Origin of the sequence: Streptomyces coeruleorubidus (assembly GCF_008705135.1) — a bacterium.
GTDB lineage: Bacteria > Actinomycetota > Actinomycetes > Streptomycetales > Streptomycetaceae > Streptomyces > Streptomyces coeruleofuscus.
This window is the reverse complement of sequence record NZ_CP023694.1, coordinates 6,925,654-6,938,909: the sequence shown is the minus strand read 5'-3', so window position 1 is coordinate 6,938,909 and position 13,256 is coordinate 6,925,654. Positions and strand designations below refer to the sequence as shown.

The 13,256-nt window shown below is 70.8% G+C and carries 13 protein-coding genes; 5 read left to right on the top strand and 8 right to left on the bottom strand.

The annotated features are described in order from the left end of the window. Positions 1-85: 85 nt before the first annotated feature. The 4 genes from CP976_RS32105 to CP976_RS32090 form a co-directional block, all read right to left on the bottom strand. The gene (locus tag CP976_RS32105) at positions 86-1,066 is read right to left on the bottom strand and encodes a hypothetical protein (protein WP_229875329.1); all 981 of its coding nucleotides are present in this window, start codon (positions 1,064-1,066) and stop codon (positions 86-88) included. 13 nt (positions 1,067-1,079) lie between these two features. After that, positions 1,080-1,376, bottom strand: a complete 297-nt coding sequence (locus CP976_RS32100; RefSeq protein ID WP_003993510.1) for a DUF4193 domain-containing protein — start codon at positions 1,374-1,376, stop codon at positions 1,080-1,082. Between the two features lie 405 nt (positions 1,377-1,781). Further along, on the bottom strand, positions 1,782-3,014 hold the full coding sequence (locus CP976_RS32095) for a sensor histidine kinase (protein WP_150483437.1): 1,233 nt from the start codon (positions 3,012-3,014) through the stop codon (positions 1,782-1,784). A 6-nt stretch (positions 3,015-3,020) separates the two neighbouring features. Beyond that, positions 3,021-3,674 carry a response regulator transcription factor gene (locus CP976_RS32090; RefSeq protein ID WP_003993508.1) on the bottom strand — a complete coding sequence of 218 codons (654 nt, stop codon included), beginning with the start codon at positions 3,672-3,674 and terminating at the stop codon, positions 3,021-3,023. 412 nt (positions 3,675-4,086) lie between these two features. On the opposite strand from CP976_RS32090, the gene CP976_RS43050 reads away from it, so the two are divergent. After that, positions 4,087-4,260: a hypothetical protein gene (locus CP976_RS43050; protein ID WP_167537460.1), complete on the top strand. Its 174-nt coding sequence runs from the start codon at positions 4,087-4,089 to the stop codon at positions 4,258-4,260. A 169-nt stretch (positions 4,261-4,429) separates the two neighbouring features. Here CP976_RS43050 and CP976_RS32085 read toward each other — a convergent pair whose 3' ends face one another. Both CP976_RS32085 and CP976_RS32080 read right to left on the bottom strand, forming a co-directional pair. Beyond that, complete coding sequence (locus CP976_RS32085; protein WP_150483436.1) at positions 4,430-5,245, bottom strand: inositol monophosphatase family protein; 816 nt, start codon at positions 5,243-5,245, stop codon at positions 4,430-4,432. Positions 5,246-5,253: 8 nt separating this feature from the next. Continuing rightward, entirely contained in the window at positions 5,254-6,381 is a 1,128-nt protein-coding gene (locus tag CP976_RS32080) for a ferrochelatase (protein ID WP_150483435.1), read from the bottom strand. A 155-nt stretch (positions 6,382-6,536) separates the two neighbouring features. On the opposite strand from CP976_RS32080, the gene CP976_RS32075 reads away from it, so the two are divergent. From CP976_RS32075 to sepH, 3 genes are all read left to right on the top strand, one after another. Then, on the top strand, positions 6,537-7,775 hold the full coding sequence (locus tag CP976_RS32075) for an MFS transporter (RefSeq protein ID WP_150483434.1): 1,239 nt from the start codon (positions 6,537-6,539) through the stop codon (positions 7,773-7,775). Then, positions 7,735-9,054, top strand: a complete 1,320-nt coding sequence (locus tag CP976_RS32070) for a D-arabinono-1,4-lactone oxidase (RefSeq protein WP_150483433.1) — start codon at positions 7,735-7,737, stop codon at positions 9,052-9,054. Before CP976_RS32075 ends, CP976_RS32070 begins: the two co-directional genes overlap by 41 nt. A gap of 393 nt (positions 9,055-9,447) precedes the next feature. Further along, positions 9,448-10,482: a septation protein SepH gene (sepH, locus tag CP976_RS32065; protein ID WP_150483432.1), complete on the top strand. Its 1,035-nt coding sequence runs from the start codon at positions 9,448-9,450 to the stop codon at positions 10,480-10,482. 105 nt (positions 10,483-10,587) lie between these two features. Here the strand turns inward: sepH and CP976_RS32060 are convergent, their stop codons facing one another. Continuing rightward, positions 10,588-11,439, bottom strand: coding sequence for a sulfurtransferase (locus CP976_RS32060; RefSeq protein ID WP_150483431.1), 852 nt, complete (start codon positions 11,437-11,439; stop codon positions 10,588-10,590). A gap of 251 nt (positions 11,440-11,690) precedes the next feature. On the opposite strand from CP976_RS32060, the gene CP976_RS32055 reads away from it, so the two are divergent. Beyond that, positions 11,691-12,494 (top strand): VOC family protein, encoded by an 804-nt coding sequence (locus CP976_RS32055; RefSeq protein ID WP_150483430.1) that lies wholly within the window; start codon positions 11,691-11,693, stop codon positions 12,492-12,494. Positions 12,495-12,588: 94 nt separating this feature from the next. Here the strand turns inward: CP976_RS32055 and CP976_RS32050 are convergent, their stop codons facing one another. Then, complete coding sequence (locus CP976_RS32050) at positions 12,589-13,239, bottom strand: thymidine kinase (RefSeq protein ID WP_150483429.1); 651 nt, start codon at positions 13,237-13,239, stop codon at positions 12,589-12,591. Positions 13,240-13,256: the final 17 nt, after the last annotated feature.

Sequence of the window (13,256 nt, the reverse complement as noted above, 5' to 3'; positions counted from 1 at the left end):
GCGTCATCCGGCGGCGGGCGGCGGACCGACGGCACACGCACACGCGGGCCCGGCGTCATCCCGTGCCCGTCGTCCCGGCGTCGCCTCAGTGCCCGTCGTCGCGCTTGTCGCTTTTCTCGTGGTGCTTTTCGCTCTCGGGCTTGTCGTCCCCCAAGCGGCCCAGGGGGTCGTCAGTGATCTCGCCCATCTCCAGGGCGTCCGCCGGACGTTCCAGGGCGGGAAGCGGCTCCAAAGCGTCCCAGGGCACCTGGATCCTGCGCAGGTCCTCGCGGATCCGGACGGCGAGCTTTCTCGTCTCGCTGCGGTTCATGGCCGCTCCGACGGCGGCGCCGATCATGAACGGCACCAGGTTCGGCATGCTGCGGACCATCCGCTTCATGATCCGCTGCCGCAGGTCCCGCTTCATGCGGCTGTTCAGCGCCGTGCTCAGTGTCGACGGCTTGGTCGCGTCGATCCCGCGCTCCCCCGACCACGAGTGGAGGTACGCGGTGCTGCGCTGCTTGATGTTGCCGGGCGGCCGTACGCCGTAGACCTCGTGGAGTTCGGCGATCAGCTTCAGCTCGATCGCCGCGACGCCGGTGATCTCGGCGGCCAGTTCCGTCGGCATGGCGGGCGGCACGGGAAGCATCGCCGCCGCGCCGATGCCCGCCCCGACCGTCGCCGTCGCCTTCGCCGCGCCCGCGACGAGTTTGTCCGCGAGTTCTTCGGGCCCCAGGCCCGGGAACTGCCTGCGGAGCGTCGCCAGGTCCCGTACGGGGACGCGCGGGGCCAGATCGATGATCCGGTCGGCGAGATGGGCGAGGCCGGCCCGGGCCCGGACCGAGCCCTTGCGGGCACTGTCCATGGCCCGCTCCCGGAGCGTCCCCGCCGTCCGGGCGACGGGTGCGGGGACGTCCACGGACGCCGGAAGGTCACTCCGGTCCGCTGCCGGTTCGAGCGAGGCCGCCCCCGTACTGGTTGGGCCTCGCTCGTCGTCACGCGCGCCGTCTTGCGGGCCGTCGATCGGCCCTTCGTCCGCTTTCCGTTTGGAGAAGCGGCGCTTCCAGGGAGGGGTCGAGCCAGTCACGGCCGACCCGTCCTCAGTCGCAGTCGCGGCAGATCGGCTGGCCGTTCTTCTCCCGGGCCAGCTGGCTGCGGTGGTGCACCAGGAAGCAGCTCATGCAGGTGAACTCGTCCTGCTGCTTCGGGAGCACTCGTACTGCCAGCTCCTCGTTCGAGAGATCGGCGCCGGGCAGCTCGAGGCCCTCTGCGGCCTCGAACTCGTCGACGTCCACTGCGGAGGCCGACTTGTCGTTCCTCCGAGCCTTCAGCTCTTCGAGGCTGTCCGAGTCAACGTCGTCATCGGTCTTGCGTGGAGTGTCGTAATCGGTTGCCATGTCGCTCTCCCCCTCTGGGTGTCTGCGGTGTCTCCAGCGCACGTAACGCGTGAGAGGCCGGACTTGTGCCCGACCTGAGGCGGAGATTTTGCCTCACATCAAGGTCTGTTACTCAATCGACACCCAACCGGACTCCTCACGAGTGATCGGCTTGGATGGCGATGGGGACCGTACACGGTCCGAATGCCGCACTTCAAAGGCGTCTCACCGTGTACTTCCCGTGATCAAGACCCCCGAAAACCGGGATTTTCCCGGCTTTCCGACAGGACACATGATCACGGAGAGTAGATGGCCGGAAAAGCGTCGCTGTGATCGATCACACACGGGACACGCGCGGTGCGATATCGAAAATTCCGCGTAAAGCGAACATCCCCGTGTGCCGCCGAGTTGATCGGCGACATGATCTCAGATGGGCAGCGTGACTCGCATCACGAGCCCACCTCCTTCCCGCGGCTGTGCGTAGATGTGCCCGCCGTGCGCCCGGGCCACCGACCGGACGATGGACAGACCGAGTCCGACGCCCTTGTCGCTGCCCGTGCGCTCGGTGCGCAGCCGCCGGAACGGCTCGAAGAGGTTGTCGATCTCGTACGCCGGCACGACGGGACCCGTGTTGGAGACGACCAGGACCGCCTGGCCGTGCTGGACCTCGGTGGTGACCTCGACCCAGCCGCCCTCGGCCACGTTGTAGCGCACGGCGTTCTGCACCAGGTTGAGCGCGATGCGCTCCAGCAGCACACCGTTGCCCTGGACGACCGCGGGCTTCTGCTCGCCGCGGATCCGCACGCCCTTGCCCTCGGCCTCGCCGTGCACCTGGTCGATGGCCTGCGAGGCGACCTCGGCGAGGTCCACCGGCCCCCGCTCGACGACCTGGTTGTCGCTGCGGGCGAGCAGCAGCAGGCCCTCGACAAGCTGCTCGCTGCGCTCGTTGGTGGCCAGCAGCGTCTTGCCGAGCTGCTGGAGCTCCACCGGTGCGCCCGGGTCGGACAGGTGTACCTCGAGGAGCGTGCGGTTGATCGCCAGCGGCGTTCTCAGCTCGTGCGAGGCGTTGCCGACGAAGCGCTGCTGGGCGGTGAAGGCGCGCTGGAGCCGCTCCAGCATGTCGTCGAAGGTGTCGGCCAGCTCCTTCAGCTCGTCGTCCGGGCCGTCCAGCTCGATCCGGCGGGACAGGTCGGAGCCCGCCACCGCGCGTGCGGTGCGGGTGATCCGGCCCAGCGGCGACAGGACGCGGCCCGCCATGGCGTAGCCGAAGGCGAAGGCGATGACCGCCAGGCCCAGCAGGGCCAGGAGCGAGCGGCTGAGCAGGTTGTCCAGGGCGGCCTTGCGCTGGTCGTTCACGCACTGGTTCATGGCGTGGTTGAACTCGCTGGGCGAGGCCTGGTCGGGCAGGTTGCAGATGTCGCTGGTGACCTTGCCCTCGACGATCTTGAACGGCAGCTCGCTGCCCACGTTCAGCGCCTCCGCGGCCAGCAGGTAGATGATCGACAGCAGCAGGATGCCGGCGATCAGGAACATGCCGCCGTAGAGCAGCGTGAGCCTTATGCGGATGGTCGGGCGCAGCCACGGGAAGGGTGGCGCGGGCCTTCTGGGGTCCCAGGTGGGCTTCGGAGGTGCCTGCGGGGGCGCGGGAGTCGCTGCCACGGGGTATCAGATCCGGTAGCCGGAGCCGGGGACGGTGACGATCACGGGCGGCTCGCCGAGCTTGCGGCGCAGGGTCATGACCGTCACGCGGACGACGTTCGTGAACGGGTCGGTGTTCTCGTCCCAGGCCTTCTCCAGGAGCTGCTCCGCCGAGACGACGGCGCCCTCGCTGCGCATCAGCACCTCCAGGACGGCGAACTCCTTGGGCGCGAGCTGGACCTCCTTGCCGTCGCGGAAGACCTCGCGGCGGTTGGGGTCGAGCTTGATCCCGGCGCGCTCCAGGACCGGCGGCAGGGGCACGCTGGTGCGCCGGCCGAGGGCCCGCACGCGGGCGATGAGCTCACTGAACGCGAACGGCTTGGGCAGATAGTCGTCGGCTCCGATCTCCAGGCCCTCCACCCGGTCGCTGACGTCACCGGAGGCCGTGAGCATGAGCACGCGCGTGGGCATGCCGAGCTCGACGATCTTGCGGCAGACGTCGTCGCCGTGCACGAGCGGGAGGTCGCGGTCGAGGACGACCACGTCGTAGTCGTTCACGCCGATGCGCTCCAGGGCGGCCGCACCGTCGTACACGACGTCGACGGCCATGGCCTCCCGGCGCAATCCGGTGGCCACCGCATCGGCGAGCAGTTGCTCGTCCTCGACGACGAGTACGCGCACGTCCCTGGTCCTTCCTCATGTCCACCCGCGTAGCGCCGCACAGGCGCAGACGGGCAGGGGTCTTCGACAGTTCGTTGGTGTGTTGCCCTCCATCCTGCCCTTTTCGGCCATAAGTCGGAGGTAAGGCGGGTGAGGGGACGGGGCCCGAGGCGGAATAAGAGATTTTCTCCTCCGGTTAGGTTTCCACGGAAGGGAGCTTGGGGAGGACGGCTTTACATCCCACGATCACGCTCTGCTTGTACCGCACCACCATGCGGTGCGGCTCAACCCGCTTCCGCAGGGCGGGCGTGGGTGTCCGGCACCGTCGCCGCCCAGCTGAGCGGCGCTGGGCATCCACCGGAGACGTGATCGTCCCTTCCGAACGGCACACCCCCGTGCCATCGACCCACGACCCAGGACGAGGGGGCGCAGCATGGACGCATTCACCGCAGGACTTCTGCAGCGCATAAGGGCGACCGAGTCCGATCTCGACCGGGCTCGCGACGAGGGCGACGACTTCCTCGTCGAGGTGGAGCAGGGCGAGCTCGACGACCTGCGCCGCCTCGCCGCCGAGCACGGTGTGGAGGTCGGCGCGACGAGCGTCTGATCAGGCCGTACGAAGCGGGTCCCGGCGAATCCAGCGCCGGGGCCCGCTTCGTCGTGTTGCGGCCCCGTTCACTCGGTGTCGGGCGTGCCGTCGGCCGTCGTACGACTGCGGGTGCGTCACCGGCTGTCGTACGACGGCCGGGCCGTCCTCAGTCGTGCCGGGCCCGAAGTCAGTCGTGCCAGGCGCCGAAGTCCTCCAGCAGGCGCTGGAGGGGCTCGAAGACGCCCGGGGTACCCGCGACTGTCAGATCCTCCGACGGACGCTCTCCGGGGCGTCCACCGGTCAGCGCGCCCGCCTCCCGGGCGATCAGGTCGCCCGCCGCGAGGTCCCAGGCGTGCAGACCGCGCTCGTAGTAGCCGTCGAGGCGTCCTGCGGCCAGGTCGCACAGGTCGACCGCCGCCGAACCGCCGCGCCGGATGTCGCGCAGCAGCGGGATCAGCCGCCGGGCGACCTCGGCCTGGTGGGTGCGGACCTCGGCCACGTAGTTGAAGCCCGTCGAGACCAGCGCCTGGTCCAGGGGCGGCGCGGGGCGGCAGGCCAGCCTGCGCTCGCCGTCCCAGGCCCCGGTGGCCCAGGCTCCGCCGCCGAGCACCGCGTGGAAGGTCTCGCCGCGCATCGGGGCCGTGACGACTCCGACCACGGTCTCGCCGTCCTGCTCGGCGGCGATGGAGACGGACCAGGTGGGCAGCCCGTACAGGTAGTTGACCGTGCCGTCGAGCGGGTCGATCACCCAGCGGATGCCGCTGGTGCCCTCGGTGGTGCCGCCCTCCTCGCCGAGGATGCCGTCGTCCGGGCGACGCTCGGCGATCAGGCCGGTGATCAGCTTCTCGGCCGCGATGTCCATCTCCGTGACGACGTCGATGGGGCTGGACTTGGTCGCGGCCACCGCGAGGTCGGCCGGGCGCCCGTCCCGCAGCAGCGCGCCCGCACGGCGAGCGGCCTCCTGGGCGAGTTCGAGCAGGTCCTTGTGCAGGGGGTCGGTCACGGGGCTCCTCACGCGTAGGTGCTGTCGGCGCCCGCGGCGGCGGGGCGGGGGGCGCGGGCCGGGCAGCAGCCGACCGGGCAGAGGTTGTGGCTCGGCCCGAGGGCGCCCAAGGCGCAGGGGGTGACCTCCTGCCCGCGCTCGACGGCGGCGCGCTCCACGACGAGCTCGCGGATCGCGGCGGCGAACCTCGGGTCGGCGCCGACGGTGGCCGAGCGGCGCATCGGCAGCCCCAGCTCCTCCGCCTTGGCCTTGGCCTCCGTGTCGAGGTCGTAGAGGACCTCCATGTGGTCGGAGACGAACCCGATGGGAGCGATCACCACGGCCGGGACACCTGCCGCGTGCCGCTCCTCCAGGTGGTCGCAGATGTCGGGCTCCAGCCACGGGATGTGCGGGGCGCCGGAGCGGGACTGGTAGACGAGCTGCCAGGGGTGGTCGACGCCGGTGCGCTCCCGGACGGCGTCCGCGATGAGCTTCGCCACGTCCAGGTGCTGCCTGACGTACGCGCCGCCGTCGCCGTGGTCCTCGACGGGGCCGGAGATGTCGGCGGAGGCCGTCGGGATCGAGTGCGTCGAGAAGGCGATGTGCGCCCCGTCCCGAATGTCCTCGGGCAGCTCGGCGAGGGACCGGATCACCCCGTCGATCATGGGTTCGAGGAACCCCGGGTGGTTGAAGTAGTGCCGCAGCTTGTCGATCTCCGGCAGTTCCAGCCCCTCGGCCTCGAGGGCGGCGAGCGAGTCGGCGAGGTTCTCGCGGTACTGGCGGCAGCCTGAGTACGAGGCGTAGGCGCTGGTCGCGAGAACCAGGATGCGGCGGCGGCCGTCACGGACCATTTCGCGCAGCGTGTCGGTCAGATACGGCGCCCAGTTGCGGTTGCCCCAGTAGACCGGCAGGTCCAGGCCGTGGTCGGCGAAGTCCTTGCGCAGGGCGTCCAGCAGGGCGCGGTTCTGGTCGTTGATGGGGCTGACGCCGCCGAACAGGAAGTAGTGCTGCCCGACTTCCTTGAGGCGTTCCTTGGGGATGCCTCGCCCACGCGTCACGTTCTCCAGGAACGGGACCACGTCGTCCGGGCCTTCCGGGCCGCCGAAGGAGAGCAGGAGCAGGGCGTCGTAGGGGGTGACATCGCGCGCGTCTGGCATGAGTCGATCCTGCCACCCTGCACTGACAGCCGGGAAACGGCGGGGTGACACCTGCGCGGCGGACGGTCCCGGGGCCTGACGGGTGCGTCGGGCGCACCGCGCGGCGTAATCTGTGTCGACTGCGTTCGCAGCTTACTGAGCCTTCCGGAGACCCCGTGCCCAGCCCCTACCGCGCCCTGTTCGCCGCTCCCGGCAGCAAGGGCTTCTCCGCCGCGGGCTTCCTCGGCCGTATGCCGCTGTCGATGATGGGCATCGGCGTCGTCACGATGGTCTCCCAGCTCACCGGACGCTACGGCTTGGCCGGCGCCCTGTCGGCCACGATCGCGCTGGCGGCGGCGGTGGCCGGACCGCAGGTCTCGCGGCTGGTGGACCAGTACGGACAGCGGCGGGTGCTGCGGCCGGCGACGCTGATCTCGCTGGCCGCGGCGGCCGTCCTGCTGTTCGCGGCACACTACGGGTGGCCGGACTGGGTGCTGTACGTGGCGTGCGTCGGCATCGGCTGCGTGCCGAGCGTCGGCGCGATGATCCGGGCCCGCTGGGCGGCCCTGTACCGGGGCACGCCGCAGTTGCACACCGCGTACTCCTTCGAGTCCGTGGTGGACGAGGTGTGCTTCATCTTCGGGCCGATCATCTCCATCGGCCTGTCCACGGCCTGGTTCCCGGAGGCCGGCCCGCTGCTCGCCGCCTGCTTCCTGGCCGTCGGCGTCTTCTGGCTGACCGCGCAGCGCGCCACCGAGCCGGAGCCGCATCCGCGCGAGCACCGTGGCGGGGGCACGGCCATGCGCTCGCCGGGCCTTCAGGTCCTGGTGGCCACCTTCGTGGCGACCGGGGCGATCTTCGGGGCCGTCGACGTGGTCACCGTGGCCTTCGCCGACGAGGAGGGGCACAAGGCTGCCGCGAGCGTCGTCCTCGCGCTGTACGCGGCCGGTTCCTGCGTGGCGGGCATGGTCTTCGGACTGATGCACTTCGCCGGGGCGCCGGAACGCCGGTGGCTGCTGGGCGTGTGCGCCATGGCCGTGAGTATGATCCCCCTCCTACTGGTCGGAAACTTGCCGTTTCTGGCCGTGGCGCTGTTCGTTGCGGGTCTGTCCATCGCGCCGACGATGATCACGACGATGTCCCTCATCGAAGAGCACGTACCACGCGCGCAGCTCACCGAGGGCATGACCTGGGTGAGCACCGGGCTCGCGGTGGGGGTCGCACTCGGCTCCTCCGCGGCCGGCTGGGTGATCGACGCGGCCGGGGCGCGTGCCGGGTACGGGGTTCCGGCGGTGGCCGGGGCCGTCGCGGTCGCGGTGGGTTTCCTCGGATTCCGTCGGCTCAAGCGGCCGGCTACGGGTCGGGGAGGCTCCGTTGAGCAGCACAGCGAGCGGAAAGAACGGCACGTGGCGTAACTGGGGCGGCAACGTCTCCGCGCGGCCCGCGCGGGAGGTCACTCCGGCCTCCGTCGACGAGCTGGCCGCCGCCGTGCGGCGGGCCGCCGAGGACGGCCTGAAGGTGAAGGCCGTCGGCAGCGGGCACTCCTTCACGTCCATAGCCGCGACGGACGGTGTGTTGATCCGCCCTCAACTGTTGACCGGCATACGCGACATTGATCGCGAGGCCATGACCGTCACGGTGGAGTCCGGCACCCCGCTCAAGAGACTCAACGTCGCTCTGGCGCGCGAGGGACTGTCGCTGACGAACATGGGCGACATCATGGAGCAGACGGTCTCCGGCGCCACCAGTACCGGAACGCACGGCACGGGCCGCGACTCCGCCTCGATCGCCGCCCAGATCAAGGGCCTGGAGCTGGTCACCGCCGACGGCTCGGTCCTCACCTGCTCCGAGAAGGAGAACCCGGAGGTCTTCGCGGCCGCCCGCATCGGCCTCGGCGCCCTGGGCATCGTCACCGCGATCACCTTCGCCGTGGAGCCGGTCTTCCTGCTCACGGCCCGCGAGGAGCCGATGCCGTTCGACAGGGTCCTCTCCGACTTCGAGGAACTCTGGGCCGAGAACGAGCACTTCGAGTTCTACTGGTTCCCGCACACCGGGAACACCAACACCAAGCGCAACAACCGCAGCGCGGGTCCTGAGAGGCCGGTACCCCAGCTCCAGAGCTGGTTCGAGGACGAGTTCCTCTCCAACGGCGTCTTCCAGGTGGCCAACTGGGTCGGCCGCGCGGTGCCCGCCACGATCCCCGCGATCGCCCAGATCTCCAGCAAGGCCCTGTCCGCGCGGACCTACACCGACATCCCCTACAAGGTCTTCACGTCTCCGCGCCGGGTGCGCTTCGTGGAGATGGAGTACGCCGTTCCGCGCGCGGCAGTCGTCGAGACGCTGCGCGAGCTGAAGACGATGGTCGACCGCTCCGGCCTGAAGGTCAGCTTCCCCGTGGAGGTGCGTACCGCTCCGGCGGACGACATCACGCTGTCCACCGCGTCGGGCCGGGACACCGCGTACATCGCCGTCCACATGTTCCAAGGCACGCCCTACCAGCGGTACTTCACCGCGGCCGAGCGGATCTTCACCGCGCACGAGGGCCGTCCGCACTGGGGCAAGGTGCACACCAGGGACGCCGAGTACTTCTCCCGGGTGTATCCGCGCTTCGCCGAGTTCACGGAGCTGCGGGACCGTCTCGATCCTGACCGGCGGTTCCAGAACGACTACTTGCGGAGGGTTCTGGGGGCGTAGGGGACGCGCTGGGGGGGTGGCCTTCACCACGTTCAAGATCACGGAAAGCGGGCAGCGGGCGGCCGAGTCCGCCCCCTTGCCAGAAGTTGGACGGCGCGCCAATCCACGCACGTGGCCCAAATGGAGTACTGTGGCGAGCCCTGGGTCCGGTCTCCTGTTCAGGGTGTACGGGGCCTTTAAGGACCGCCGGGAGGGGGCTAGTTGCACAGGGTGACAGAGTTCGTCACTTAGCGTTGCGAATAGGTAACCGTGCCATAACGGCGATCCAGGGCCCGCGCCCGACACGCCGGGCAACTCGGCAAGGTTGTGGCAGGCTGCACCCGGGCAGGCCACACTCGACTAGCGGAAGCAGCGACGCACGTGACGTCGGCAGGCACCACCCGGGAGGTCCCCATGCCCGAACTGCGTGTCGTGGCCGTCTCGAATGACGGCACACGGCTGGTGCTGAAGGCTGCGGACAGCACGGAGTACACGCTTCCGATCGACGAACGGCTCCGCGCCGCCGTGCGCGGCGACCGTCCTCGCCTCGGCCAGATCGAGATCGAGGTGGAGAGCCATCTCCGCCCCCGCGACATCCAGGCGCGTATACGCGCCGGCGCGACCGCGGAAGAGGTCGCGCAGATGGCAGGCATCCCCGTCGACCGGGTCCGCCGCTTCGAGGGTCCGGTGCTGGCCGAGCGTGCGTTCATGGCCGAACGGGCCCGCAAGACCCCGGTCCGCCGCCCCGGCGAGAACTCCGGTCCGCCGCTGGGCGAGGCCGTGCAGGAGCGGCTGCTGCTGCGCGGTGCCGAGAAGGACACCGTCCAGTGGGACTCGTGGCGTCGCGACGACGGCACGTGGGAAGTCCTGCTGGTCTACTGCGTCGCGGGCGAACCGCACTCGGCGAGCTGGACGTACGACCCGCCCCGGCGGCTCGTCCAGGCCGTCGACGACGAGGCGCGCATGCTCATCGGCGAGACCGACGACCTGGCCGCGCCCGAGCCCAGCTTCCCGTTCGTCCCACGGATCGCCCGGCTGCCGCGCGACCGGCCGCTGGACCGTTCCGCCGACCGCGAGCGGCCCAGCCTTCCGCCCGCGGCGTCCGAGCCGGTGGAGGAGAGCACGGGTGAGCGGGACTCGCTGACCAGCCTGCTGGAAGCGGTGCCGAGCTTCCGCGGCGACCTGGTGGTGCCGGAGCGCCCTGCACCGGAGCCCGAGGAAGAGCCCGTCGCCGAACCCGAGGAAGAGGAGCCCCCGGCTCCCGCCGCCTCGGCCGGTTCCGCCTACGCGGACGTTCTCATGCCGCGCTCCGTCGGCAGCCACCGCGACCGGCTCATCGGCGCCACCGACCGCCAGGCCGAGGCCGACGGCGTCCGACCGGGGCGCAGAGCCGCCGTTCCGAGCTGGGACGAGATCGTGTTCGGGACGCGGCGCAAGAAGCAGGAGTAGCCGGATCGGCTTCGGCTTCGGCTTCGGCTTCGGCTTCGGCTGTACGAGGATGCTGTACGAAGATGAGGGCCGCGCCTTCCGGGCGCGGCCCTCGCTCATGCCGGGTTACCGGGGATCAGGTCCCACCGCGACCGGCCGGTCCGGGTCCGAGGACCACTCCGACCACGAACCCACGTACAGCTCCGCCGGAATGCCCGCGACCGCCAGCGCCAGGACCTCGTGGGCCGCGGACACGCCCGACCCGCAGTACACACCGACCCGCGCATCCTCGGTCACGCCGAGCCCCTCGAAACGCGCGCGCAGTTCTCCGGCGGGGAGGAAACACCCGTCCGCCCCCACGTTCTCCGTGGTGGGCGCCGACACCGCGCCCGGGATGTGCCCGGCCACCGGATCGATCGGCTCCACCTCGCCCCGGTACCGCTCCCCCGCCCGCGCGTCCAGCAGCACCCCGGACCGCGCCAACTCCGCGGCGGCGTCGGCGTCGAGCAGGCCTGCCGCACCCGGCTCCGGCACGAAGTCACCCTCGGCCGGTGTCGGCACGGTCTTCTCCAACGGCCCCTCCCAGGCCGGCAACCCGCCGTCGAGGACCCGCACGTCCGGGTGACCCGTCCAGCGCAGCAGCCACCACGCCCGGGCCGCCGCCCAGCCCTGGCCGCCGTCGTAGACGACCACCGGCGTCCCGGACGACACTCCCGCCCGGCGCATCGCGGCACCGAAGCGTGCGAGGTCGGGCAGCGGATGCCGACCGCCCTCCCCCGGCTCCGAGGCCAACTCCCGGTCCAGGTCGACGAAGACGGCCCCGGGAAGGTGCCCTGCCTCGTACGCGGCTCGGCCGTCGTACGGCGGCTCAGCTGTCGCCTTGGCCGCGGTGAGCTGCCAGCGGACATCGAGCAGGACGGGCGGGTTGGCGCCCGTCAGGTCGCTCGCCAGATCGGATGCGGAGATGATGGCGTTCATGGCTCCATCCTCGCGCACAGGGGTGGCCGAGCCGTCCGGGTCCGGCTAGTGTGCTCGGCCGAGCCGGGGCCATCACGCCGTGTACGGGAACAAGCACATGCTGTACAGCTGAACGACACGTGCCGGCAAGCGCGCCGCAAGGGACAGCGCACCGCACATCAGGCATTCTCCCGGACAGGGGCCACCCCGCGGGGCGTGCCCAGGAGGGCTGCGCAGAGCACGCCCACCGCGAGGCCGAGAAGAGAGTGACGATGACCGACGCACGGGAGTCAGCCGGCCCGAACGGCGCAACACCCGCTCGGCACGCGCCCGGCACGCCCTGCTGGGTGAGCCTGATGGTGCACGGGCCGGCCGCGACCCAGGAGTTCTACGGAACGCTGTTCGGCTGGGAGTTCCAGCCGGGCCCTCAGCAACTCGGCCCGTACGTACGGGCGCTGCTCGACGGGCACGAGGTGGCGGGGATCGGCCGGCTGCCGCCGGACCGCCATCTGCCCATCGCGTGGACCCCCTACTTCGCCTCGGAGAACGTGGATCTGACCGCCGAGACGGTGCGCAGTTGCGGCGGCACGATCGGCGTGGGCCCGCTGGACGCCGCCGACGCGGGCCGCCTGGCGATCGGCTCCGACCCCTCCGGGGCGGTCTTCGGCGTGTGGCAGGCCGCCGCGCATCTCGGCACGTCCGTCTCGGGCGTCCCCGGCACGCCCGCCTGGAACGAGCTGCTGACCTTCGAGTCGGCGACCGTCGCCAAGTTCTACCGGACGGTGTTCGGCTTCCAGGAGGAGCCGGTGGTGTCCGCCGACTTCGACTACGTGACCATGAATCTCGGGGGCGCGCCCGTGGCCGGCATCCACGGGCTGGGGCAGGCCCTGCCCCGCGACCGGGGCCCGCACTGGGTGACGTACTTCCTGGTCGCCGACGTCGACGACGCCCTGGACCACCTGGTGCATCTGGGCGGGCAGGTCCTCAAACCGGCCCACGACACCGCGCACGGGCGGGTGGCGACGGTGGCGGATCCGGAGGGGGCGCGCTTCGCGCTGTTGCAACGGAGGCGCTGACGGTCTGCCGGCCCGCCGGGGCGTAGGAACGGCACCGCCGGGTGGTCAGGCGGACGACGCGGCCGGGTATTCGGCAGGACGACACGGCCGGTGGTCAGGAAGACGACACCGGCAGCACGTCCGGGGACAGGGCCGCCGCATGGGCCGCCGCCGAGGTCATGCGGCGCCTGTGGTGGCGGCGGCACAGGACCTCGTAACCGACCTCGTCGGCGGAGTGGGTGACGTCCCCGACAACCACCTGGGCGCCCTCGACGACCATGACGCCGCCTATCGTGCGGGCGTTGTGCGTGGCCCGGGCGCCGCACCAGCACAGGGCCTCGACCTGGAGCACCTCGACCCGGTCGGCCAGTTCCACCAGCCGCTGGGAGCCGGGGAAGAGCTTGGAGCGGAAGTCGGTCGTGATGCCGAAGGCGTAGACGTCGAGGCCCAGGTCGTCGACCACACGCGCGAGCTGGTCGATCTGCTCCGGCGCGAGGAACTGCGCCTCGTCGGCGATCACGTAGTCCGCGCGGCCGCCCTGCGAGAGGTGGTCGACGATGTAGGCGTAGAGGTCTTGGCCGTCCTCGACCTCCACGGCGTCCGTGACCAGGCCGAGGCGCGAGGACAGCTTGCCCTCGCCGGCGCGGTCGTCACGCGAGAAGATCATGCCCTGGAGGCCTCGCGCCGAACGGTTGTGCTCGATCTGGAGAGCCAGCGTCGACTTCCCGCAGTCCATCGTTCCGGAGAAGAACACCAGCTCGGGCATGTGGAGTTGAGCACCTT